This is a genomic window from Pseudomonas sp. H2_A10 (assembly GCF_054680085.1).
Genome location: NZ_CP162821.1, coordinates 4,977,600 through 5,001,113 on the forward strand (window position 1 = coordinate 4,977,600; position 23,514 = coordinate 5,001,113).

The window sequence follows — 23,514 nt, forward strand, 5'->3', positions numbered from 1 at the left end:
AATCCTTATCGACAAAATGCATTCATGCGCGCGTAAAAGGGGCGATGGTATTCGTACAGGTCTTTAAGTTTGGGAGAGCGTTCGAGCATATCCATATCCACCTGTTGTGGATCCGAGCAAACAATGCGCTCGCTGTTTTCCGCCGCCACATGCCAACGCCTCCAGGTTTTCCATTGTGGCGGGCACTCACGCTTCCACGTCATGGCATGGGGCAGGAACTCTATGTGCAAGTAGTCGCACAATGAGCGAATTATTCGCTCGGGTTCGGCGGCAAGATCATCGGCGTTAATCACATAAGGCACGTTGCCCGTGAGTTCGGTCACGACACAAAAGATCTCGTATAAGGCTTTATGCCCAATGGCTTGCAACGGCATATCGGGGTGAACCCGATAATGGGAAACAATGCTGCTGGCCGGTTCACGGATAATAAAAATATTGTGTTGTTGCGCCAGGAACTCGCGATCAACTTTCAGATCATCCAGGCAGTGGTAGCACATGTCTTTGTGGAACACATTGCCACGCCCTTTAGCCTCAAGCAGTTGCGCTTTGATGCCCTGATACGTGGTGGGCGCGCTGTGGTCCCACTCATCCGACGGGATCGCCGACGCCTCGGAAAACGCCATGTGCGCGAAGGGCTCGTGAAACACTTCGAAATCCCCGCGCTCAATAAACACCCGCTCCAATACCGTGGAGCGTGAGCGCGGGTGTGCCCATAACCCGACCATTTTGTTCATGCCAACACCCCGTATTCGGCGGCCAGGACGGCATTGAGCGAGCGGCTGAACGGCTTTGCCACGGGGCACAGGCGCACGCAGTAATCGGTCAGACGCCGGTGCGCGCTGTTGGCTTCGTTGCAGGCGTTGATAAACGCCTCGTGGTTGCCGAAGTCGTAGGGGTCGATGCCGTCGCGCCAATAGGCTTCGCAGAAGTACGGAATACGGATGAGTTTTGCCAACGTCTCGGGCGGCGCCTGCCAGGGTTCGCTGGCGGGGACCACGGGTTTGCCGTGGCTTTCACGTTCGATCAGAAACTCCACCACATCCGGGGTCAGCGTGTAGCAGGTGGCTGTCAGCCCGGTTTTTTCCAGGTGCCAGCAGTGCTTGTGACCACGCGCGTCGACATCGACCTTGATGCTGGAAAGCAGGGTCTTGACCGGCACTTTCGACGCAGCCACCAAGGTTTGTATCTGCTGGTAAATCAACAGTTCGGCCCACCGCAGCTCCTCCGGCCCCAGCACCAGGCCGCGTTCCGCGGCCTGCAACGTGAACTCAGGCTGACAGGCGAAACGCCCGATCATAAAGGTGATCACGTACTTGCAACGGCGGGTGTCGATACCCTGGCTATGCGCCATGGCGATGCCCCGCTCTATCGCCTGGAGACCGGCCTGGAATTGCGAGACGGTAAAGCAGAACGTGACGTTGACAGAAACGCCCTGGGCCACCAGTTGCTCGACCGTCGCGACCCCCTCCAGGCTGCCGGGTACTTTGACCATGACATTCGCGGCCAGGCGATGCAGTTCCAAGCCACGGGCGGTCATGCGCTCGCTGCAGCGCACGTCCGAGGGGTCGACCTGCGCACTGATCCAGCCGTCGGCCTGAGCTGAATGCACCCACAGCGATGTGAGTGCCGCAGCCCCTTCGAGGATCACCTCGTTGTAGAGCTTTTTGCGCAACTCGGCAGGCGTCAGGCTGGCCAGGCTGAAGCGCGAGGACCAGTATTCGCGCTTATCCAGGAGCGCCGCCGTCACCAACCGAGGGTTGGTGGTGACGCTGCTGAACCCTCTGGGCTGCGAAATATCATCCGGCATCAATTGCTCGATATGCGCCAGTGCGGCCGGGTATTTATCCAACAAATGTTTTTTATAAGGCGCGTAGATCACCGGCGATGAATCCCACCACACCTCGGAACATTGATCGTTATGTTTAAGACGTTCCAGATAACCCTGTGTGCCCACAATGCGTGCTCCTTGAGTGGGTGGATCAAATAATAGTCAGTAGTTCACGCATATCGGCAAACGGTAACGCCCCCGCCTCGGCCAACTTCGCATGCCGATGCACCGGGCCAAAACCCAGGACTTTTATATTGGCCGCGCGCGCGGCTTGAATACCGGTCACACTGTCTTCAATCACCCGCGCATCGGCGACCGCCACGTTGTAAGTTGCACAGGCGGTTAAAAACACTAACGGGTCGGGCTTCCAACGTCCCAATTCATAACAACTGAATATTCGCCCTTCGAAATAAGGAAGCAGCCCCACCAGTTGCAAACAATGTTCTATCTTCTTGCGCGGCGCGCTGGAGGCGACACAGTAGGGAATCGTCAGTTGCTCCAATACCTCCAGGATGCCATCGGTCGCTTTCAACTCAAGCGTCAAAGCGGCCAATGCCTGCGCCCGAAAATCTTCTTCGAACTCACGACTCAAACCAATATTCAATAACTGCTCGGCTTCACGTAAACACTCGGCAATCCTGCGCCCACGGAAGTGTTCAATAAAATACGCACTTTCCAGTGTCTTGCCGTCATGCACGTGAGCATTAAGCAGGGAGATCAATACAGACAGGGTGATTTCTTCACTTTGAACGAGTACGCCGTCGCAATCGAAGATCACTAACTTAGGCAACCGTGTTGCCCCCTGCTCTGGTAGTTCCCCTATAACTGCCGATAAACACATAGGCATCTCTTATAGGTGACTCCGCATGACTTCCGAACTACCAGCGGAGCGGGTTGAGGTGTGCCTATAAGACACGCGGGTAAAAATCCTGTCAAACGCTTTTGAGCGGTTTTTTAGTATCTTATGGTTATTTTTTATAGTTCTTTTATTCCATTTACCACCATGGTTGTAGTCGTCAAAATCACAGCGCTGAACTTCCATTGCGCAGCGCCAGTCAGCTGACTGAACTCACGAATTAAAAGGCTGGGTGGCAATGCATATCTCGCTGGAGCAACAAGTGGCCTTGGTGACGGGCGCCAGTTCAGGCATCGGCGCCGGCGCGGCCAAGGCCCTGGCTCAGGCCGGCGCGGCCGTGGTGCTCAATTACAACCGCCAGGCAGCGCCGGCTGAAGCCCTCGCGGCGCAGATCAACGCCAATGGCGGCCGGGCGATTGCAATCGGCGCCGACGTGTCCCAGGAAGCCGATGTAGAGCGGCTGTTTGCCAAGACGCTTGAGGCGTTTGGCCACCTGGACATCCTGGTGGCCAACTCCGGCATGCAAAAGGACGCCGCCGTGGTCGACATGACCCTTGACGACTGGAACAGCGTGATCGGCGTCAACCTCACCGGTCAGTTCCTCTGCGCCCGGGCCGCCGTGCGCATTTTCAAGCGCCAGGGCATCCGCGAAGGCGTGTCACGGGCCGCCGGCAAGATCATCCACATGAGCTCGGTGCATCAACTGATCCCATGGGCCGGGCATGTGAATTACGCCGCGTCCAAAGGCGGTGTGGACATGCTGATGCGCACCCTCGCTCAGGAAGTCAGCGCACAGCGCATCCGCATCAACGGTATCGCGCCCGGGGCCATTCGCACGGCGATCAACCGGGCAGCCACCGAGGGTGCCGCGCAGCAAGAACTGCTGAAGCTGATTCCCTATGGCCGCGTCGGCGATGTGCAAGACGTGGCCAATGCGGTGGTGTGGCTGGCCAGCGATGCGTCCGATTATGTGGTCGGCAGCACCCTGTTCATCGATGGCGGCATGAGCCTTTATCCGGAGTTTCGTGACAATGGTTGAGTTGAAGAACGAACCCCAAAGTGCCATCGACGCTCACGGCATCATCGGCGACATGCGCAGCGCCGCGCTGGTCAACGATACAGGCAGCATCGACTTTTTCTGCTGGCCGGAATTCGGCAGCCCGTCGATCTTTTGCGCGCTGCTCGACACCCCGGACGCGGGCATTTTCCAGCTGACTCCGGACCTGCCCAACGCCCGCCGCGAGCAAATCTACCTACCCGACACCAACGTGCTGCAAACCCGCTGGCTGAGCGATGAGGCCGTGGTGGAAATCACCGACCTGTTGGCCATCAGCGAAGACGTCGACGACCTGCCCCTGCTGATTCGGCGGGTGCGCGTGGTCAGCGGCACGGCCCATTTTCACCTGCGCTGCGCCGTGCGCCATGACTATGCACGCGCGGCCACCCACGCCAGCCTCGATCACGCCGCGGTGTGCTTCAACGCCGAGGGCCAGCCCGGCTTGCGCTTGTCCAGCAGCCAGCCGCTGCGGATCGAGGATAACGCCGCCGTGGCCCGCTTTACCCTGGGCAAGGAAGAAGACGCCGCGTTTGTTCTCGGCGGCCAGGACGATGGCCGGGTCGACAGCCGCTGCACCGACCTGGCGCTGGCCCACACATTGAAGTTCTGGCGCGCCTGGATCGCCCAATCGAACTACCGCGGGCGCTGGCGTGAAATGGTCAACCGTTCGGCCCTGGCGCTCAAGCTGCTGACCTCGCGCAAGCACGGCGCGATCATCGCTGCGGCGACGTTCAGCCTGCCCGAATCACCCGGCGGCGAACGCAACTGGGACTACCGCTATACCTGGATCCGCGACGCCTCGTTTACCGTCTACGCCTTTATGCGCCTGGGCTTTGTCGACGAGGCCAATGCGTATATGCGCTGGCTCAGGGGCCGGGTCAGCGACTGCCGCGGCCAACCGCTCAAGATCAACATCCTCTACGGTATCGACGGCCGTCGGGAGCTGCCCGAAATACACCTGGAGCACCTCAGCGGTCACGGGGGCGCCAGGCCGGTGCGCATCGGCAACGAGGCGGTCGACCAGATCCAGCTGGATATTTATGGCGAGTTGATGGACGCGGTGTACTTGGTCAACAAGTACGGCGAGGCCATTTCCCATGAGGGCTGGAAGCACGTGGTGGAAGTCGTCGACCAGGTCTGCGAAATCTGGAACCAGCAGGACGTGGGCATCTGGGAAATGCGGGGCGAGCAGCATCACTTCCTGCACTCGCGGCTGATGTGCTGGGTGGCACTTGACCGCGCGATCCGCCTGGCGTCCAAGCGCTCACTGCCGGCGCCGTTCGCGCGGTGGGACCAGACCCGTCAAGCGATCTACGCTGACATCTGGAGCAACTTCTGGAACGAAGAACGCGGGCATTTTGTGCAGCATATCGGCGGCACCGCACTCGACGGTTCGATGTTGCTGATGCCGCTGGTGCGCTTCGTCGCGGCCACCGACCCGCGCTGGTTGAGCACGCTGGAGGCGATTCAGAAAAGCCTGGTGCGCGACGGCATGGTGTACCGATACCGTAACGACGACAGCCAGATCGACGGCCTGCAAGGCACCGAAGGTGCATTCGCCGCGTGCTCGTTCTGGTACGTCGAATGCCTGGCCCGCGCCGGGCAGGTGGAGAAAGCTCATCTGGAGTTCGAGCAGCTGTTGCGCTATGCCAACCCATTGGGGTTGTATGCCGAAGAGTTCGACAGCCAGGCGCGGCATTTGGGCAATACGCCGCAAGCGTTGAGTCATCTGGCGTTGATCAGTGCGGCAACGTTTCTGGATCGCAAATTGAGTGGGGAGAAAACCGTGTGGCAACCCTGAAAAACGTACGAACCCGCATGCTCGACATCGCCTACGAGACCCACGGGCCTGACGACGGTGAACCGGTGATCCTGCTGCATGGTTTTCCCTACGACCCTCGCAGCTACGACGCGATCGCGCCCGTGCTTGGCGAGCGCGGCTACCGGGTGCTGGTGCCCTACCTGCGCGGGTATGGACCCACGCGGTTTATCGATGACCGGGTGATGCGCTCCGGACAACAGGCGGCGCTGGCCAAGGATCTGCTGGACTTCATGGATGAGTTGGCCATCACGCAAGCGACGTTGGCCGGCTACGACTGGGGCGGGCGCGCCGCGTGTATCGTTGCCGCGCTATGGCCGGAACGCGTGCGCGGCTTGGTGACGGGGGATGGCTACAACATTCAGGACATTGCCAAGTCGCTCAAGCCGCGGCCGCCGGAGACGGAACATCGGTTGTGGTACCAATACTACTTCCACACCCCGCGTGGCGTGGACGGTTTGACCGCCAACCGGCGCGCGCTGTGCAAGCTGTTGTGGTCGTTGTGGTCGCCCTCCTGGGCCGAGGGACCGCTGCTGTATGACCAGACCGCGCCTTCGTTCGACAACCCGGATTTTGTCGAGGTGGTGATTCACTCTTACCGCCACCGTTTCATGTACGCACCCGGCGACCCGGCGCTGGCGTTCATCGAAGAGAAACTCGCAGAACAACCGCCGATTTCGGTGCCGAGCATTGCCTTGTTCGGCGCAGATGACGGCGTGGGCCCGCCGTCGCAACAGGACGAGGATGTAGGGCTTTTCAGCGGCTTTTACCGGCGCCGGGTGCTGCCCGGCGTGGGCCACAATATCCCGCAGGAAGCGCCGCAAGCCACCCTCGACGCGCTGCTGGAGCTGCTTGCCTACGACACCGGCGAAAAGCGTTCGCGATAAGCCTGGGGCGTCACCGACAAGGCCCGCAGGAAACTGCGGCGCAGTGTTTCTTCGCAGCCAAAACCGCATTGCACGGCGATGCGCTTGATTGACGCGTTGCTGTCGGCCAGTTGTCGACGAGCCGTTTCGACGCGGATCAGCTCGACGGCACGCGCCGGGGTCTGACCGGTCTCGGCGCGGTAATGGCGCACAAAACTGCGCTCACTCATGCCGACCTGGGCGGCCAGGGTTGCGATGTTCAGGTCCAGGGTGAGGTTTTCGGCCATCCATGCATGGAGTTCGGCAAAGCGGCTGTCGCTTTTTTGCAGGGACAGCGTGACGCTGAACTGCGACTGCCCGCCAGGGCGCTTGAGAAACACTACCAGGTGCCGCGCCACCTCCAGCGCGACCGCGCCGCCGAGGTCTTCTTCCACCAGGGCCAGGCACAGGTCGATGCCGGCGGTCACACCGGCGGAGGTCCACACGGCGCCCTGCCGGATAAAGATCGGGTTGGGCTCGACCGTCAGCGCGGGAAACTTGCGCGCCAACTCTTCGCAGCGCGTCCAGTGGGTGGCCACGCGGCAACCGTCGAGCACGCCGCTGGCGGCCAGCAGAAACGCGCCCGTACACACCGACGTCATGCGCCGGGTGTGCCGGGCTTTTTCGCGTACCCAGTCGACCAGCGCGAGGTCTTCGGCGGCGCCGTATACCCCCCAGCCGCCAGCGATCACCAGCGTGTCGCAAGGCGCCTCGGCGGCGGGCAGCGGCTCGGCGACCAACGCCAGCCCGGCGGAAGTCATCACCGGTTCGGTTTGCGCGGCAATCACCGAGACGGCGTACGGCAACGGCAAGTTGCGCTGCCGGGCCAAGTCGTTGGCGCAGGCGAAGACCTGCAACGGCCCGGTCACATCAAGCACTTGGGCGTTATCAAAAGCGAGGACATGGACGATTCTGGGCATGATTGGCGTGATTTGTGGGTCCAATGGCGTATTCGCCAAAGCCTAGGCCTCTAGAGTGAAGCCGTCCACCCCTTTATCGGAGCAGCATTGATGACCTTGCAGATCGGCTTTGTAGTGTTTCCCGGCATCCAGCAACTGGACCTGACCGGCCCCTATGACGTACTGGGCTCGCTGCCGGATGTGAAACTTCACTTGGTGTGGAAAGACCTCGCGCCGGTCGTTTCCAGCACCGGGTTGGCGTTCACCCCGACCACGACGTATGCCGAATGCCCGGGTCTGGATGTGCTCTGCGTGCCAGGCGGCGCAGGCGTCGGCGCGTTGATGGAAGACCCGCACACGCTAGACTTCCTCAAGGCACAGGCGCAGACCGCGCGCTACGTGACGTCGGTGTGCACCGGTTCGCTGGTCCTCGGCGCGGCGGGTTTGCTGCGCGGTCGCAAGGCCACCACCCACTGGGCCTACCACGACATGCTCGCCCCGCTCGGCGCCATCCCGGTGCAGGAGCGCGTGGTGCGCGACGGTAACCTGTTTACCGGTGGCGGCATCACCGCAGGTATCGATTTTGCGCTGGTCCTGGCGGCAGAGTTGTACAGCGAAGCGGCGGCGCAATTGGTGCAGTTGCAGATCGAATATGCGCCGGCGCCGCCGTTCGATGCCGGCAGCCCGCACACGGCACCGGCGCATGTGCTGGAAGAAGCGAAGAAACGCACGGTGGAATCGCGCAGGGTGCGCGGTGAGATCACGGCGCGGGCGGCTGCGCGGTTAGGGTGAGCCCACTCCCTGGCGATCTCAAGACTGATGGCGAGCACGCCTGCTCGCCTATATCAATTGGGACGGGACATCACGGCCAAGCGCACGGCCAGTAGCATCAGCACGGTCGCCAGGCCCCATTGCTGAAGCCGTGCGCTCTTTGAACGCCGCGCAAAAAGCCGGCTGAGCGCCCCGCCAAAAACCCCCAACAGTGCATGAAACACAACGGCGATCAAGGTCAACACGCCGCCAAGCAGCATCAGTTGCGTGGCGATGGGGCCTGCCTCGGGCCTGACAAACTGTGGCAGGAACACCACAAAAAACAGTAACGCCTTGGGGTTGAGCAAACTGTTGAACATGGCCTGCCAGCATACCCGGCCCAGCGGTATGAGGCTGACGCGAGCCGTGTCCAGGCCCGGGCTTTTCTGCAACGTCTTGAACACCAGCCACAGCAGGTAGATCACCCCGGCATACCGGATGACATCAAACGAGGGTGGCCAACTGGCGACCAGCGCCGTTACCCCGGTGGCAGTCAATGCCGTCAGCAGCAGGTCCGCCACACCGATACCCAAGGCCGACGCCACCCCGCCTCGCCAGCCGTGGGTCACACCATGGCTGATCACAAAGGCCATATTCGGCCCCGGCGATAACAACAGCAGAAACACCGCACCGGAAAAAACCGCCAGGGTCGCAAGGTCGATCATGCTCAAACACTCGTCCGGGAAAACCCGCAGATTACTGCGCGGGCAGGCATCAAACAAAAAATTGTGCTGGATACATTGCCCACCGCAAATGCCTGCGCCAGCGATTGCCCATTGCCATCCACCGCGCATAGAATGCGAAACATTATCAATTAAAACTGCTGCGCCAGGATGCCCATGTCGAGCGATCACCCACTGGACCATGCCGCCATCGGTCAGCTGTACCATGCCCATCATTCCTGGCTGCGCGGCTGGCTGAACCGCCGCACCGGTTGCCGGGAACATGCCGCCGACCTGGCTCAGGAAACCTTCGTGCGCCTGCTCAAGGCGCGCAAGCAGCAGACCTTGCAGCAGCCACGTGCGTACCTGAGCAGCATCGCGCGCAGCTTGATGATCGACCACTACCGGCGCCGTGAACTGGAGCGCGCCTACCTTGAAAGCCTCGCGCATTTCCCTGAAGTCGACGTGCCGTCGGAAGAAACCCGGTGGCTGATTCTCGACAGCCTGGAACGTATCGACCGCCTGCTCGACCAGCTCAAGCCACGTGCGCGCGAGGCGTTCCTGCTGGCGCAACTGGACGGTTTGACCTGCGCACAGATCGCCGCGCGGCTGGGCGTGTCCAAGGCCACCGTGGAGCGCGACCTGTCCAAGGCGTTGCACGCCTGCTATCGGTTGCGCTATGCCGAACTGTGACCCGCGCCTGCTCGACCAGGCTATCGAGTGGATGATCAGGCTGCGCTTCAACGTCGCCGACGACGCCAGCACCGCTGCGTTCGAGCGTTGGCTGCACACCAGCGCCGAACACCAGCAGGTGTGGCAACGTGTGGCGACGATGAATGATGATTTCAAGCAACTGCCGGCGCAGGTCGGGCGCCACGCCCTGCGTGGTGCGCGCCAACGCATCAGCCGCCGTGAAGGCTTGAAACTGCTGGGGCTGGTGGCCGGTGCGGCGGGGTTGACCTGGCTCGGTCGCGACTACACACCGTTGCCGGCCTTGATGGCCGATTACCGCACCGCTACCGGCGAACGACGCTGGGTGGCATTGGACGATGGCAGCAGTGTCCAGCTCAACAGCGCGAGCGCCATTGATACAGCGTTCAATCAAGAGCGGCGCCTGGTGCAGTTGCGTCAGGGGGAAATACGCGTGGACACCGCCGCCGACAGCCGGCCGTTCTGGGTCAGCACCCGCGATGGCCACCTGCGCGCCCTCGACACGCGTTTGCTGGTGCGCGAAGACGACCAGGGCACGCTGCTCGCCGTGCAACAGGGCAGCGTGACGCTGTTTGCCGACAGCCATGGCGCCAGCGCGCGGCAAGTGATCAACCCTGGCGAACAAGTGATGTTCGACCGCAACGGCATCCGCCCTCCCATCGCCAACGGCCTTGACCCCTGGGCCTGGAGCGATGGCGTGATCAGCGCCCAGAATATGCGCCTGGATGACTTTCTTGCTGAGCTGGGCCGTTATCGAAATGGCTTGCTGCGCTGCAGTGAAGCAGTGGCCGGCCTGCGCGTATCGGGTACATACCAATTGGACGACACCGATCAAGTGCTGATCCTGGTGGCGCAATCGCTCAAGGTCGATGTCACCTTCCGCAGCCGATATTGGGTGACCGTTTCGGCCCGCGTATAAAACGCTAAAAATAAATGAGGTGAATTCGCATCTCCACTCGACCTGTAAGGAAAGGCCGATCAACAGGCCGGTTCTGTTCACTTCCTTCAGGAGCATCCCGCGGTCATGCAAGCGTTCCCCTCCCAACGTTCCTCCCTCAAGCGCGCGGTGCAGGCCGCCTTGCTCGGCGCCTGCCTGGGCGGCGGCGCCGCGCCGTTGGCCGTGATGGCCGACACCGCGAGCAGTGATACCCAGGCCCGCGACTGGAGCATCGCCGCCGGCTCGCTCGCCGGTGCGCTGGACCAGTTCGCGCGCCAGGCGGGCATCAGCCTGTCGTACGACGCCACCAGCATCGCCGGCAAGACCAGCCCAGGCCTGCGCGGCAGCTTCGACCGCGAGCAGGCACTCGGCCAATTGTTACGCGGCCAAGGGCTGCAAGCCCAGCGCCAGAGCAACAGCACCTGGTTGCTGTTGCCGCAGGTGGCGGACAGCGGCGCCCTCAACCTGGGCGCCACAATGGTCACTGGCGAGCGTCTCGGCGCCACCACCGATGGCACCGGTTCCTACACCACGGGCGCAGTGACCATCGGCAAAGGCCAGCATAGCCTGCGGGAAACACCGCAATCGGTCAGTGTGTTGACCCGCCAATTGATGGACGACCAGCACCTCACCACCATCGACGACATCATGGAACGCACGCCGGGGATCACCACTTATGAATCGCCTATGGGCGGCAAATATTTCTATTCCCGTGGTTTCAAGATGCTCGGCCAGTACCAGTACGACGGCGTACCGCTGGACATGGGCAAGGACTTCGTACAGGCCGATAGCTTCAGCGCCAACATGGCGATCTACGACCGCGTGGAAGTGCTCAAAGGCGCGGCCGGGATGCTCAAGGGCGCGGGTACCGCCAGCGGCGCGGTGAACTTCGTGCGCAAGCGGCCCCAGGCCAAGCCCACTACCAGCCTGTCGCTGTCCGCCGGCACCTGGGACAACTACCGCACCGAGGTCGACACCGGCGGCCCGTTGAATGACAGCGGCACCGTGCGTGGCCGTGCGGCCGTCAGCCAGCAGACTCGCGGCTCTTACATGGATATTGCCAAGCGCCAGGACCGGGCATTCTACGGCGCGCTGGATATCGACCTGAGCCCCGACACCACGCTGGGCGTCGGCGCCAGCTACGAAGACGTCGATGCCACCCCCTGCTGGGGCGGCCTGCCGCGCTACGCCGACGGCAAAAGCGCCAAGCTCAGTCGCTCCACGTGCCTGGGCCAAGCCTGGAACGATTGGCAGAGTCAGCGCACCACGTTTTTTGCCGACCTGACCCACGCGTTCAACGACGACTGGAAACTCAAGGTATCGGCAGTCCACAGCCGCAACCTGCAAGACACCAAATATGCCGCCAGCGAAGGCACCATCAACTATGGCAACCCGGCGCCCACGGCCGGCTCCTATGCCGCGCTGATGGACTACGATCACAAAGACTTCGGCCTTGACGCCTACCTTGACGGCAAGTTCGAAGCCTTCGGCCTGGAGCACGAACTGATCCTTGGCGCCAACGGCAGCCGGGGTACGCAGGACGACATGTATGCGATCCAGAGCCTGCCTTCGCGCCAGAGCATCTACCAACCTGACCATCACTTCACGGAACCGGCCGACAGTACCTTCTGGCCAAACATGTATCGCGGCGGTACGGTGAAGGAAACCGCCACCCAATACGGCACCTACGCCACCTTGCGCCTGCGCCTGGCCGAACCGTTGATGCTGATCGTGGGTAGCCGCGTAAGCTGGTACGAGAATCGGCGCACGTCCAACAACCTGGCCTGGGGAGAATGGGCGGTACAGGATGCGCGTACTCGGGAAACCGGCGAAGTCACGCCGTTCGCAGCGCTGATCTACGACCTTGACGAACACCTGTCGGTGTACGCCAGCTATGCCGATATCTTCCAACCGCAAAGCTCCTACGCTACCGTCGACGGCGCCGCGCTCAAGCCGAAAATCGGCGATAACTACGAGCTGGGCATCAAGGGCGAATGGTACGACGGGCGCCTCAACGGCTCCCTGGCGCTATTCCGTGCCGTGGAAAAAAACGGCGCCGAATCGGACTACATCGCCCAATGCGCGACATCCGTCGATGGCTTTTGCTACACCGATAAAGGCAAAGTGCGCGCCCAAGGCGTGGAGGCCGAAATCAGCGGTGAGGTACTTGAGCGCCTGCAACTGTTCGGCGGCTACACCTACACGCAGACCAAGGCGCTGAATACCATCGACGTGGCGAAAGAAGGCGGTGTTTCCAACACGTATGTGCCGCGCCACATGCTACGCCTGTGGGGCGATTACCAGCTCGACGGCGCGCTGTCGAAATGGAGCGTGGGCACCGGCGTAAATGCCCAGAGCAGCAACTACCGCGTGCAGACCATCAAGCTCGAACAGGCCGGTTACGCAACGTGGAACGCGCGCCTGGCCTACCGCATGGACGACACCTGGACCGTGGCGCTCAACGGCAACAACCTGTTCGATAAAACCTATTACAACACCGTCGGCACCGCCTCCTGGGGCAACTTTTATGGAGAACCACGTAACTTTACGGTGAGTTTGAAAGGCAACTTCTGATCCAGCGAAAACCTGTGGCAGGGCGCGCAATGCGCCCTGCTCGCCTGTCAGCGCTATCAGTCATCCAGTGGTTGCGGCGCAGCTTTGCCGCCCGGCTTGGCCGGCTTGACGGGTTTTGCACCCTTGGCCGGAGCGGGCTCGACCGGCGCGGGTTCAGCAGCGGCAGCGGCTTCTTTCTCCGCCATAGGCATCTGATCAATCGCGCTGAAGAACTCCTTGAGCTCGAGGGTATCCGGTGGCACGGTCTTCTCGAGTTTTTTCTCGCCGTCCTTGCCGATCAGGATCACCTTGGTACCACTGCCGACACCGAGTTTGAGGGCGCGAATCAGCGCATTGGTTTCCGGCGGTGTCAGCTTTTTGCTGTCCTTGGGGTCCTTGGCGAACTTCTCACCTTCGGCACCGATGCTGCCGAACTTCACGGTGTAGAACACCATGCTGCGCTCTTCAAAGGACTGTTTGGTCGCAGGTTCTTCCAGCTGTTTTTTCAGCGTCGTCAACGTGGGGTTACCCGCATCGAGTTCCACTACCACCAGCGGGCGGGCCTTGCCCATGTCCTGCTTCAGCGGATTATCATCAGCAGCCAACAGCGGCCCCGTAAAAGCCATCAAGGTAGCCAGGGTCAGCGACCGGATGAGCATGCGCACCTCCTTTGAATTCCATGCAGGGTTCTTGAGTTTCATGTCTGCGACAGCCAAATTCAAGGATGATTCCTACACAACTTTAAGAAAGCGTAGGTCAGGGCGCCCACTACGCAAGGGGCGCGGGGCACGGCGGTGATTGTTTCCTCTGATTGCGGAAACATTACAAGACCTCCCACTGCGGCCAATGCCGTGCAAATACGGGCGCCACGATAGGGTCGGCATCCCCCTGCGACAGGGTTTTGGCAAAGGCTGGCGCCACGGCGCTCAACGCCTCCCGCGCCTCATCCCAGCGCGACACCGCTGCCGCCATGATGCCCAAGGCATTCGGCTGACCGCGGGCGGCAAACAATTGCCCGGCGAACTGATCGGCAAATACCACCCTGGCTTGGTGCAGGTAACGGCGCGTGCCCGAGGCCAACCGCGCCTTCATGCAAGAGCCAGACTTGCCCGTGCCATCGAGCGTGTACATTGGGCGTTCCTCCGGATAATCATCACCAATGACAACAATGCTGCGCCTTGGCATCACGACGCAAGCGTTCTAGAACAAGCCCATTTGCCCCCCGACCAGCGTGCCAAAGTCGTCATTCACGAACGGCAGGATCGCGTCGGCCACCGGCTGCAATTGGCGGGTGACGTAGTGGTCGTAGTCGATGGGTGCTTGGCGCACTTCCAGGGGTTCGGGGCCGTTGACGCTGATCACATAGCTGATCCAGCCACCGCGTTGGTACTGGCGCGGGCGCCCCAGTCGATCGTTATATTCATCGGCCAGGCGTGCAGCGCGCACATGAGGCGGCACGTTGCGTTCGTAGTCGTTTAATTGGCGGCGCAGGCGCTTGCGGTAGATCAGCAGCTCGTCGAATTCACCGCTCAGGGTTCGACGCACATAGTCGCGGATGTAGTCCTGGTGGGGCTGGCGGTGGAAGATGCGCTGGTAGAGTTCCTGCTGGAATCGCCGGGCCAGGGGCGACCAGTCACTGCGCACGGCTTCCAGGCCTTTGTAGATCATTTCTTCGCTGCCATCGGCACGGGTGACCAGCCCGGCGTAGCGTTTTTTGCTGCCCTCCTCCGCGCCACGAATGGTGGGCATGAGAAAGCGTGTGAAGTGGGTTTCGTATTGAAGTTCCAGGGCACTTTGCAGGCCGAACGCCGTTTGCAGGTGCTCACGCCACCAGTCGTTGACGTGCTTGACCAACGCCTGGCCGATGCGGCTGGCGTCTTCCTGGGAATGGGCGCTGCCGAGCCAGACGAAAGTGGAGTCGGTATCACCGTAGATCACTTCATGGCCCTGGGCTTCAACCAATTGGCGAGTCTGGCGCATGATCTGGTGGCCGCGCATCGTGATCGACGATGCCAGACGTGTATCGAAAAACCGGCAACCGCTGGAACCGAGTACGCCGTAGAAGGCGTTCATGATGATTTTCAGGGCTTGGGACAGCGGCGCGTTGTGTTCGCGCTTGGCCACTTCACGGCCTTCGGACACCCCCGCGACGATGGACGGCAGGCAGTGTCGCGTGCGGGAAAAGCGTGCACCACGAAAGCCTTCCACCGAGTCGCTGTCATCGGGGTGCTTGAGGCCTTCGATCAGGCCAACCGGGTCGATCAGGAAGCTGCGGATGATCGACGGGTAAAGGCTTTTGTAATCGAGCACCAGCACAGATTCGTAGAGGCCGGGGCGTGAGTCCATGACAAACCCGCCTGGGCTGGCCTCGGGAGGTTTGTCGCCCAGGTTGGGGGCGACGAAGCCCTGGCGGTGCATCAGCGGCATGTACAAGTGGGTGAACGCAGCAACCGAGCCACCGTTGCGGTCGGCCGGCAGGCCGGTGACGCTGGCCCGCTCCAACAGGAACTTGAGCAGGTCGGTCTTTTCGAAAATGCGCGTGACCAGCTCGCAGTCCTTGAGGTTGTAACGCGCCAGGGCGGGCTTGTCCTCGGCGAACATGCGGTTGATTTCATCCATGCGCTGATACGGTGTGGAGATGTCCTTGCCTTCACCGAGTAGAGTCTGCGCGACGTTTTCCAGGCTGAAGGATTCGAAGCTCCAAGTGGCCGAACGCAGCGCCTCGATACCGTCAATGATCAAACGCCCCGCCGCTGCCGCGAAATAATGGTTGCGGCTGCCATGCTCGCGCCAGGCCATCGGCTCGTCACCACGCCCGAGCATGAGCGGCACCTTGAGACGTTGGGCATGTTCATGCAGCACCCGCAGGTCAAATTGCACCACGTTCCAGCCGATGATCGCATCGGGGTCAAAGGTGGCGAGCCATTGGTTGAGGCGTTCGAGCAATTGGGCGCGGGTATCGCAGTAGTCGAGCTTGAAATCTACCGCGGTGGTTTGGTTGGGTGGGCCGAGCATGTAGACCTGGCGCTCACCGCAGCCTTCGAGCGCAATGGAATACAGGTCGCCCTGGGCAGTGGTTTCAATGTCCAGGGAGACCAGTTTGAGCGGAGGGCGGTATTCGGGGGCGGGTTTCATCTGCGCATCGCATAGGGTGCCCGCCGCATCAGGCGTACCACCAAACCAAACCGGAGCGGTGATGAAGCGCTCCATCATGTAGCGCTCCGGCGGGCGCACGTCAGCTTCGTAAACGTCGACACCGGCGGCACGCAGGCGCTTTTCCACATCCATCAACTGACGGTGCTGGCGGGTGTACAGGCCCAGAACCGGACGGTGATGGAAATCGCACAACTGCAGCGGGCGCAACTCGATATCGCGCTCGCCCTTGAGCAGCCAATCGAGCGGTTTGCGATGAGCCTCGGGGATAAACATCACCGAGGTCTGCACAGGTAGGCGGATGTACCGTGGCCCCTGGTCGGTGGCCAGCCAGAAACTGACCTCCGTGCCCGCCGGGGTGTCGCGCCAATGCCGGGTCAGGACAAACCCCTGCTGTAAATCCACCGTGCCGCACCTCAAGAATCGCTTTCAGGCAGTGATTCTACGCGGCATCTGCCCAAACGCGGCGGGTAAACCGCAAACTGCAAAATTTGTTGCATGTCGTTGTACGTCCAAAGCGGTCAGCTCTGGTGCGTACCGCCTTCAAAAAAGAAGCGTGCTTGAGCGTTGGGGATAACACGGATGGGCATCAGTGATGATGCCCACTTTGTGGGTCGCGCCTTGGGGCTTCGTTCAGATAGTTTTCGATATTGCCCATTTGTTCATCCCAGCCACGTGAGTTCATCTTGAATGCCTTTTTCCGACGAGCTTCAGGCACCCTGTCGAAACCCGACTCCATCACCCGTAGCAGAATGCCCGGCGCGCGGTCCTCAATTGTGAACTCAACCAAGGTCGGGGTTTCGATGTCGTAGTCGACGCCCTCCTCCACCGCGAAGGGATGCCACCGGAAAGAGAACAGTGTTTGCGGCAGGATGCGTTCGATTTTGACCTTCCAGATTACGTGCTCGTAACCGGGGTAAGTAATCGGCGCCTCAATGGTATCTCCCGCGACAAAGGTTTTGCCCTTGAGAGCAATGCCGAACCAGGTGCCGAATTGCTCGGCGTTGGTCAGTGCTTCCCATACTTGTTTACGTGAAGCCTTGAGCAGGACTTTTCGCTCTATGCGATCTAATACGTGCATAAGTCACCTCCTTCATTGACAGTAGGCGACATCAAATAATGCGCAACCTGAGGTTGTAAGCAATGATGATGCCCCGTCCTTGAACCGGCAATACGTTATGACTGACCCATTGAATGGAAGTTGCTTCTGCAAAGGCGTGCACTACCAGATAAGCCGCCTGGATATGCTCATCAGCCACTGCCACTGTTCCACTTGCCGCAAAGTACATGCGGCGCCATTTGTCGCAACCGCCGGGGTGATGCGTGAACATTTTCGCTGGACGCAGGGGGAGGAGTTGTTGTCGTCATTTGAATCTTCCCCTGGAAAATTCAGGCATTTCTGCTCGCGTTGCGGCTCACATCTGATGGCGGAACGTGGGCATCAGCCCCATGTGATTGTGCGGGTGGCGACGCTGGATGATGATCCAGGCGTCAAGCCTACCTCGCACATCTGGACGGCACACGATGTGCCATGGCTTGCCCATGAAGGCATCGAGCACTGGGGCGAGGGGCAGGTATGACTTAAACGTGCGGATCCCCTGGGGCTTTTGCCGGCGTCGCGTATTGCGGCTTCAGGTGGCCTTCCTGGTCAAGTAACCAGGCGTCCATGATCTGCCGTACCACGGGCCCGGCGACACGACCACCGGCTTCGCCGTTTTCGATCATCACCGAGATCACGATCTTCGGATGCTCAGCGGGTGCGAAACCCACGAACAGGGCATTATCGCGATGGCGTTCCAGCGTCTTCTCACGGTTGTAGCGCTCGCCCTGCTTGATCGCCACCACCTGCGCGGTACCGCTCTTGCCGGCGATGCGGTATTGCGCACCTTGCGCTGCCGCCCGTGCAATTCCACGGGGGTCATGCATGACCAATTGCATACCGTGGTTGACCTGCTCCCAGTCATGCGGGTCCTTCAGGACAACGTTCGGCATGGGGTTTTCGTCCACCGGTGGCTCGCCGTTGATGGTCTTCGCCAGATGCGGTCGGTTCCACACGCCTTTATTGGCGATCAGTGCGGTGGCCTGGGCCAGTTGCAACGGCGTAACCTGCATGTAGCCCTGGCCGATGCCAAGGATCACCGTTTCGCCCGGGAACCAGGGCTGACGACGCGTGGCACGTTTCCAGGCCTGGGATGGCATCAAACCAGCCGATTCCTCGAACATATCCAGGGACACTTTCTGGCCAAGACCGAATTCGGCCAAGTAGTCGTGCAAGCGATCAATGCCCAGTTTGTGGGCTAGGTCATAAAAGTAGGTATCGTTGGAACGCATGATGGCGGCGTCCATATCCACCCAACCGTCGCCGCTGTGATTCCAATTGCGGTATTTATGGTCAAAGTCGGGCAGTTGATAGTATCCGGGGTCGAACACGCGTGTCTGAGCGGTGACTACACCGCTGTCGAGCCCGGCAATGGCCACCTCTGGCTTGATGGTCGAGCCCGGTGCGTACAGGCCTCTAAGGACACGATTGAACAGCGGTCGGTCAATGGAGTCATGCAATGCAGCATATTCCTTGAAGCTGATGCCAGTGACGAAGAGGTTGGGGTCGAAACTCGGCTTGCTGACCATGGCCAGCACTTCGCCGGTCTGTGGGTCGAGGGCGACCACCGAGCCACGGCGATCACCCAGGGCTTGCTCGGCCGCTTCCTGAAGTTTTACGTCAAGACTCAAGACAATGTTTTTACCAGGGGTCGGGTCTGTGTGTTTGAGCACCCGCAGTACCCGACCTTGGGCATTGGTTTCGACCTCTTCATAACCCACATGGCCGTGCAACTCGGACTCGTAGAAACGCTCGATGCCGGTCTTGCCGATGGATTGCGTGCCACGATACTCCACTGAATCGAGAGCCTTGGATTCTTTCTCATTGATCCGTCCTACATAGCCGATCGAGTGAGCAAAGTGAGCGCCCAGTGGGTAGTGACGGACGAATTGCGGTTCGACATCCACGCCTGGTAGACGGAATTCGTTCACCGCCAGCAATGCGATTTGCTCCTCTGTCAACTCATAAAATAACGTCACTGGGACGAAGGGATGGCGTGCCTGCTTCAAGGCCTTGTCAAATATGGCGCGGTCTTCGACGGGCAGGTGCAGCAAGTTGACGATGGCGTCGAGCTCACCTTTGAGATCGGTGGTGCGCTCCCGGGTGATGGTCAGATTGTAACTAGGGCGGTTGTCGACCAGTACTACGCCGTTGCGGTCGTAGATCAGCCCACGCGTCGGCGTGATGGGCAACACGTGTACACGGTTGTTTTCGGAAATCGTGGAGTGATAATCGAACTGCACCACTTGCAGAAAATACATGCGCCCTACCAACGCGCAAGTGATGCTGACCACCAACAGCGCGCAGGCAAGAAGGCGCTTATTGACCAGGCGGTTCTCTTTTTCGTGATCTTTGATCGGTATCGGCTCAGGCATTTCTACAGCATCTCTTTGAAGAAGGTCGACGCCGCATCCTGCGGATAAAAATCAGTCCTTGTGAAAATGTGCTGCACCATACCAAAAATGCAGAAACACTTTGCATCGTTTTCCCCCAATGGCATGTTGAAAAATCTTTTTTGTCAGGATGGTTGCACGAGCTTCTTGCACTTTCCGAGCGCCCAAAACGAAACCCCATCTGCTTTCGCAAATGGGGTTTCGGAATTTAATCTTGACGATGACCTACTCTCACATGGGGAAACCCCACACTACCATCGGCGATGCATCGTTTCACTGCTGAGTTCGGGATGGGATCAGGTGGTTCCAATGCTCTATGGTCGTCAAGAAATTCGGGTACTGACTCGTGACCAGATGGCCTCGCTTCAGCAAATTGGGTATGTGACAGCAGTCGGTGTTTTGTGAGTTACAAACTTTCGGTTCGTTTCGTCTTCACACACCGCAATCTGATGCTCTTTCGAGTAGTCAAATTGCTTGGGTGTTATATGGTCAAGCCTCACGGGCAATTAGTATTGGTTAGCTCAACGCCTCACAGCGCTTACACACCCAACCTATCAACGTCGTAGTCTTCGACGGCCCTTCAGGGAACTCAAGGTTCCAGTGAGATCTCATCTTGAGGCTAGTTTCCCGCTTAGATGCTTTCAGCGGTTATCTATTCCGAACATAGCTACCCGGCAATGCCACTGGCGTGACAACCGGAACACCAGAGGTTCGTCCACTCCGGTCCTCTCGTACTAGGAGCAGCCCCTCTCAAATCTCAAACGTCCACGGCAGATAGGGACCGAACTGTCTCACGACGTTCTAAACCCAGCTCGCGTACCACTTTAAATGGCGAACAGCCATACCCTTGGGACCGGCTTCAGCCCCAGGATGTGATGAGCCGACATCGAGGTGCCAAACACCGCCGTCGATATGAACTCTTGGGCGGTATCAGCCTGTTATCCCCGGAGTACCTTTTATCCGTTGAGCGATGGCCCTTCCATACAGAACCACCGGATCACTAAGACCTACTTTCGTACCTGCTCGACGTGTCTGTCTCGCAGTCAAGCGCGCTTTTGCCTTTATACTCTACGACCGATTTCCGACCGGTCTGAGCGCACCTTCGTACTCCTCCGTTACTCTTTAGGAGGAGACCGCCCCAGTCAAACTACCCACCATACACTGTCCTCGATCCGGATAACGGACCTGAGTTAGAACCTCAAAGTTGCCAGGGTGGTATTTCAAGGTTGGCTCCACGCAGACTGGCGTCCACGCTTCAAAGCCTCCCACCTATCCTACACAAGCAAATTCAAAGTCCAGTGCAAAGCTATAGTAAAGGTTCACGGGGTCTTTCCGTCTAGCCGCGGATACACTGCATCTTCACAGCGATTTCAATTTCACTGAGTCTCGGGTGGAGACAGCGCCGCCATCGTTACGCCATTCGTGCAGGTCGGAACTTACCCGACAAGGAATTTCGCTACCTTAGGACCGTTATAGTTACGGCCGCCGTTTACCGGGGCTTCGATCAAGAGCTTCGCGTTAGCTAACCCCATCAATTAACCTTCCGGCACCGGGCAGGCGTCACACCCTATACGTCCACTTTCGTGTTTGCAGAGTGCTGTGTTTTTAATAAACAGTCGCAGCGGCCTGGTATCTTCGACCGGCATGGGCTTACGGAGCAAGTCCTTCACCCTCACCGGCGCACCTTCTCCCGAAGTTACGGTGCCATTTTGCCTAGTTCCTTCACCCGAGTTCTCTCAAGCGCCTTGGTATTCTCTACCCAACCACCTGTGTCGGTTTGGGGTACGGTTCCTGGTTACCTGAAGCTTAGAAGCTTTTCTTGGAAGCATGGCATCAACCACTTCGCTAACTAAAAGTTAGCTCGTCATCAGCTCTCGGCCTTAGAATCCCGGATTTACCTAAGATTCCAGCCTACCACCTTAAACTTGGACAACCAACGCCAAGCTGGCCTAGCCTTCTCCGTCCCTCCATCGCAATAACCAGAAGTACAGGAATATTAACCTGTTTTCCATCGACTACGCTTTTCAGCCTCGCCTTAGGGACCGACTAACCCTGCGTCGATTAACGTTGCGCAGGAAACCTTGGTCTTTCGGCGTGGGTGTTTTTCACACCCATTGTCGTTACTCATGTCAGCATTCGCACTTCTGATACCTCCAGCAAGCTTCTCAACTCACCTTCACAGGCTTACAGAACGCTCCTCTACCGCATCACTTACGTGATACCCGTAGCTTCGGTGTATGGTTTGAGCCCCGTTACATCTTCCGCGCAGGCCGACTCGACTAGTGAGCTATTACGCTTTCTTTAAAGGGTGGCTGCTTCTAAGCCAACCTCCTAGCTGTCTAAGCCTTCCCACATCGTTTCCCACTTAACCATAACTTTGGGACCTTAGCTGACGGTCTGGGTTGTTTCCCTTTTCACGACGGACGTTAGCACCCGCCGTGTGTCTCCCATGCTCGGCACTTGTAGGTATTCGGAGTTTGCATCGGTTTGGTAAGTCGGGATGACCCCCTAGCCGAAACAGTGCTCTACCCCCTACAGTGATACATGAGGCGCTACCTAAATAGCTTTCGAGGAGAACCAGCTATCTCCGAGCTTGATTAGCCTTTCACTCCGATCCACAGGTCATCCGCTAACTTTTCAACGGTAGTCGGTTCGGTCCTCCAGTTAGTGTTACCCAACCTTCAACCTGCCCATGGATAGATCGCCCGGTTTCGGGTCTATTCCCAGCGACTAGACGCCCTATTAAGACTCGCTTTCGCTACGCCTCCCCTATTCGGTTAAGCTCGCCACTGAAAATAAGTCGCTGACCCATTATACAAAAGGTACGCAGTCACCCAACAAAGTGGGCTCCCACTGCTTGTACGCATACGGTTTCAGGATCTATTTCACTCCCCTCTCCGGGGTTCTTTTCGCCTTTCCCTCACGGTACTAGTTCACTATCGGTCAGTCAGTAGTATTTAGCCTTGGAGGATGGTCCCCCCATATTCAGACAAAGTTTCTCGTGCTCCGTCCTACTCGATTTCATGACTAAGAGATTTTCGCGTACAGGGCTATCACCCACTATGGCCGCACTTTCCAGAGCGTTCCGCTAATCTCAAAGCCACTTAAGGGCTAGTCCCCGTTCGCTCGCCACTACTAAGGGAATCTCGGTTGATTTCTTTTCCTCAGGGTACTTAGATGTTTCAGTTCCCCTGGTTCGCCTCTTGCACCTATGTATTCAGTACAAGATAACCATCTTATGATGGCTGGGTTCCCCCATTCAGACATCTCCGGATCAAAGTCTGTTTGCCGACTCCCCGAAGCTTTTCGCAGGCTACCACGTCTTTCATCGCCTCTGACTGCCAAGGCATCCACCGTATGCGCTTCTTCACTTGACCATATAACCCCAAGCAATCTGGTTATACTGTGAAGACGACATTCGCCGAAAATCTGTAATCACTCACAAATTTTACCTTAGCCTGATCCGTTACCAGTGAAAGTAACGTTCAGTCTATCTTTCTATCACATACCCAAATTTTTAAAGAACGATCTAATCAAAGACTAGAAATCAACATTCACCATCGCTAGGATGGAATGCTCATTTCTAAGCTTTCATACGTCAGAAGCAGTAGTGGTGGAGCCAAACGGGATCGAACCGTTGACCTCCTGCGTGCAAGGCAGGCGCTCTCCCAGCTGAGCTATGGCCCCATATTTCTACAGGCGTTTCCCACACAAAATTGGTGGGTCTGGGCAGATTCGAACTGCCGACCTCACCCTTATCAGGGGTGCGCTCTAACCAACTGAGCTACAGACCCAATTTCGGGCTGCTTCTTATCGTCTTCTTCAATGAATC

17 protein-coding genes, 2 tRNA genes, 2 rRNA genes and 1 pseudogene are annotated in these 23,514 nt (G+C 59.1%); 8 read left to right on the plus strand and 14 right to left on the minus strand.

Annotated features, from left to right (window positions below):
• Positions 1-5: 5 nt before the first annotated feature.
• Genes AB4O23_RS23015 through AB4O23_RS23025 form a run of 3 tightly spaced genes read right to left on the minus strand, consistent with a single transcriptional unit; the run spans position 6 to position 2,669 of the window.
• On the minus strand, positions 6-734 hold the full coding sequence (locus AB4O23_RS23015) for a sulfotransferase-like domain-containing protein (protein WP_026067171.1): 729 nt from the start codon (positions 732-734) through the stop codon (positions 6-8).
• Complete coding sequence (locus tag AB4O23_RS23020) at positions 731-1,954, minus strand: transaldolase family protein (protein ID WP_065876523.1); 1,224 nt, start codon at positions 1,952-1,954, stop codon at positions 731-733. The genes AB4O23_RS23015 and AB4O23_RS23020 overlap by 4 nt, the downstream gene beginning before the upstream one ends.
• A 25-nt stretch (positions 1,955-1,979) precedes the next feature.
• Positions 1,980-2,669, minus strand: coding sequence for an HAD family hydrolase (locus tag AB4O23_RS23025; RefSeq protein ID WP_068931623.1), 690 nt, complete (start codon positions 2,667-2,669; stop codon positions 1,980-1,982).
• 253 nt (positions 2,670-2,922) lie between these two features.
• Here AB4O23_RS23025 and AB4O23_RS23030 point away from each other — a divergent pair, with 253 nt between their 5' ends.
• From AB4O23_RS23030 to AB4O23_RS23040, 3 genes are read left to right on the plus strand one after another with little or no spacing between them, the layout of a single operon-like run.
• A complete protein-coding gene (locus AB4O23_RS23030) occupies positions 2,923-3,723 on the plus strand; it encodes a glucose 1-dehydrogenase (protein ID WP_068931622.1) in 801 nt (266 codons plus the stop codon).
• A complete protein-coding gene (locus AB4O23_RS23035) occupies positions 3,716-5,542 on the plus strand; it encodes a glycoside hydrolase family 15 protein (RefSeq protein ID WP_460069102.1) in 1,827 nt (608 codons plus the stop codon). The genes AB4O23_RS23030 and AB4O23_RS23035 overlap by 8 nt, the downstream gene beginning before the upstream one ends.
• A gap of 17 nt (positions 5,543-5,559) precedes the next feature.
• Complete coding sequence (locus AB4O23_RS23040) at positions 5,560-6,447, plus strand: alpha/beta fold hydrolase (protein WP_050553982.1); 888 nt, start codon at positions 5,560-5,562, stop codon at positions 6,445-6,447.
• Here the strand turns inward: AB4O23_RS23040 and AB4O23_RS23045 are convergent.
• The gene (locus AB4O23_RS23045) at positions 6,417-7,385 is read right to left on the minus strand and encodes a GlxA family transcriptional regulator (RefSeq protein ID WP_137220468.1); all 969 of its coding nucleotides are present in this window, start codon (positions 7,383-7,385) and stop codon (positions 6,417-6,419) included. The two genes, AB4O23_RS23040 and AB4O23_RS23045, sit on opposite strands and share 31 nt — an antisense overlap.
• Before the next feature lie 90 nt (positions 7,386-7,475).
• On the opposite strand from AB4O23_RS23045, the gene AB4O23_RS23050 reads away from it, so the two are divergent.
• Positions 7,476-8,156: a DJ-1/PfpI family protein gene (locus AB4O23_RS23050; protein WP_065876521.1), complete on the plus strand. Its 681-nt coding sequence runs from the start codon at positions 7,476-7,478 to the stop codon at positions 8,154-8,156.
• A gap of 53 nt (positions 8,157-8,209) precedes the next feature.
• On the opposite strand, the gene AB4O23_RS23055 is transcribed toward AB4O23_RS23050, so the two are convergent.
• Positions 8,210-8,839, minus strand: coding sequence for a LysE family translocator (locus tag AB4O23_RS23055; protein ID WP_017526718.1), 630 nt, complete (start codon positions 8,837-8,839; stop codon positions 8,210-8,212).
• A gap of 174 nt (positions 8,840-9,013) precedes the next feature.
• Between AB4O23_RS23055 and AB4O23_RS23060 the strand changes: the two genes are divergently transcribed.
• From AB4O23_RS23060 to AB4O23_RS23070, 3 genes are all read left to right on the plus strand, one after another.
• Positions 9,014-9,529 carry a sigma-70 family RNA polymerase sigma factor gene (locus AB4O23_RS23060; protein WP_017526717.1) on the plus strand — a complete coding sequence of 172 codons (516 nt, stop codon included), beginning with the start codon at positions 9,014-9,016 and terminating at the stop codon, positions 9,527-9,529.
• Positions 9,516-10,466 (plus strand): FecR domain-containing protein, encoded by a 951-nt coding sequence (locus AB4O23_RS23065; RefSeq protein ID WP_135196976.1) that lies wholly within the window; start codon positions 9,516-9,518, stop codon positions 10,464-10,466. Before AB4O23_RS23060 ends, AB4O23_RS23065 begins: the two co-directional genes overlap by 14 nt.
• A gap of 105 nt (positions 10,467-10,571) precedes the next feature.
• Entirely contained in the window at positions 10,572-13,058 is a 2,487-nt protein-coding gene (locus tag AB4O23_RS23070) for a TonB-dependent siderophore receptor (RefSeq protein WP_017526715.1), read from the plus strand.
• A gap of 56 nt (positions 13,059-13,114) precedes the next feature.
• Here the strand turns inward: AB4O23_RS23070 and AB4O23_RS23075 are convergent, their stop codons facing one another.
• The 4 genes and pseudogenes from AB4O23_RS23075 to AB4O23_RS23090 form a co-directional block, all read right to left on the minus strand.
• On the minus strand, positions 13,115-13,696 hold the full coding sequence (locus AB4O23_RS23075; protein WP_017526714.1) for a DUF4174 domain-containing protein: 582 nt from the start codon (positions 13,694-13,696) through the stop codon (positions 13,115-13,117).
• Between the two features lie 163 nt (positions 13,697-13,859).
• Positions 13,860-14,117 (minus strand): annotated as a pseudogene (locus AB4O23_RS23080) (glutathione S-transferase); the annotation flags it as partial.
• A gap of 120 nt (positions 14,118-14,237) precedes the next feature.
• Entirely contained in the window at positions 14,238-16,595 is a 2,358-nt protein-coding gene (locus tag AB4O23_RS23085) for a DNA polymerase II (protein WP_068931620.1), read from the minus strand.
• Positions 16,596-16,779: 184 nt separating this feature from the next.
• Positions 16,780-17,271, minus strand: a complete 492-nt coding sequence (locus AB4O23_RS23090) for an SRPBCC family protein (RefSeq protein WP_017530701.1) — start codon at positions 17,269-17,271, stop codon at positions 16,780-16,782.
• 97 nt (positions 17,272-17,368) lie between these two features.
• On the opposite strand from AB4O23_RS23090, the gene AB4O23_RS23095 reads away from it, so the two are divergent.
• Positions 17,369-17,770 carry a GFA family protein gene (locus AB4O23_RS23095; RefSeq protein ID WP_032883631.1) on the plus strand — a complete coding sequence of 134 codons (402 nt, stop codon included), beginning with the start codon at positions 17,369-17,371 and terminating at the stop codon, positions 17,768-17,770.
• Between the two features lies 1 nt (position 17,771).
• Here AB4O23_RS23095 and mrdA read toward each other — a convergent pair whose 3' ends face one another.
• From mrdA to AB4O23_RS23120, 5 genes are all read right to left on the minus strand, one after another.
• Positions 17,772-19,664 (minus strand): penicillin-binding protein 2, encoded by a 1,893-nt coding sequence (mrdA, locus tag AB4O23_RS23100; RefSeq protein ID WP_460150272.1) that lies wholly within the window; start codon positions 19,662-19,664, stop codon positions 17,772-17,774.
• A gap of 230 nt (positions 19,665-19,894) precedes the next feature.
• A 5S ribosomal RNA gene (gene rrf, locus AB4O23_RS23105) occupies positions 19,895-20,010 on the minus strand.
• Between the two features lie 157 nt (positions 20,011-20,167).
• Positions 20,168-23,059, minus strand: a 23S ribosomal RNA gene (locus tag AB4O23_RS23110).
• Positions 23,060-23,293: 234 nt separating this feature from the next.
• Positions 23,294-23,369 (minus strand) — tRNA-Ala (locus AB4O23_RS23115).
• A gap of 30 nt (positions 23,370-23,399) precedes the next feature.
• Positions 23,400-23,476: transfer RNA gene (locus AB4O23_RS23120), tRNA-Ile, on the minus strand.
• Positions 23,477-23,514 lie beyond the last annotated feature (38 nt).

Excerpts from the sequence above, each read along its gene's own strand:
- AB4O23_RS23015 (WP_026067171.1), bottom strand. The coding sequence starts at position 734 with ATGAACAAAATGGTCGGGTTATGGGCACACCCGCGCTCACGCTCCACG.
- AB4O23_RS23025 (WP_068931623.1), bottom strand. The coding sequence starts at position 2,669 with ATGTGTTTATCGGCAGTTATAGGGGAACTACCAGAGCAGGGGGCAACA.
- AB4O23_RS23030 (WP_068931622.1), top strand. The coding sequence starts at position 2,923 with ATGCATATCTCGCTGGAGCAACAAGTGGCCTTGGTGACGGGCGCCAGT.
- AB4O23_RS23035 (WP_460069102.1), top strand. The coding sequence starts at position 3,716 with ATGGTTGAGTTGAAGAACGAACCCCAAAGTGCCATCGACGCTCACGGC.
- AB4O23_RS23040 (WP_050553982.1), top strand. The coding sequence starts at position 5,560 with ATGCTCGACATCGCCTACGAGACCCACGGGCCTGACGACGGTGAACCG.
- AB4O23_RS23045 (WP_137220468.1), bottom strand. The coding sequence starts at position 7,385 with ATGCCCAGAATCGTCCATGTCCTCGCTTTTGATAACGCCCAAGTGCTT.
- AB4O23_RS23050 (WP_065876521.1), top strand. The coding sequence starts at position 7,476 with ATGACCTTGCAGATCGGCTTTGTAGTGTTTCCCGGCATCCAGCAACTG.
- AB4O23_RS23055 (WP_017526718.1), bottom strand. The coding sequence starts at position 8,839 with ATGATCGACCTTGCGACCCTGGCGGTTTTTTCCGGTGCGGTGTTTCTG.
- AB4O23_RS23060 (WP_017526717.1), top strand. The coding sequence starts at position 9,014 with ATGTCGAGCGATCACCCACTGGACCATGCCGCCATCGGTCAGCTGTAC.
- AB4O23_RS23065 (WP_135196976.1), top strand. The coding sequence starts at position 9,516 with ATGCCGAACTGTGACCCGCGCCTGCTCGACCAGGCTATCGAGTGGATG.
- AB4O23_RS23070 (WP_017526715.1), top strand. The coding sequence starts at position 10,572 with ATGCAAGCGTTCCCCTCCCAACGTTCCTCCCTCAAGCGCGCGGTGCAG.
- AB4O23_RS23075 (WP_017526714.1), bottom strand. The coding sequence starts at position 13,696 with ATGCTCATCCGGTCGCTGACCCTGGCTACCTTGATGGCTTTTACGGGG.
- AB4O23_RS23090 (WP_017530701.1), bottom strand. The coding sequence starts at position 17,271 with ATGCACGTATTAGATCGCATAGAGCGAAAAGTCCTGCTCAAGGCTTCA.
- AB4O23_RS23095 (WP_032883631.1), top strand. The coding sequence starts at position 17,369 with ATGACTGACCCATTGAATGGAAGTTGCTTCTGCAAAGGCGTGCACTAC.
- mrdA (WP_460150272.1), bottom strand. The coding sequence starts at position 19,664 with ATGCCTGAGCCGATACCGATCAAAGATCACGAAAAAGAGAACCGCCTG.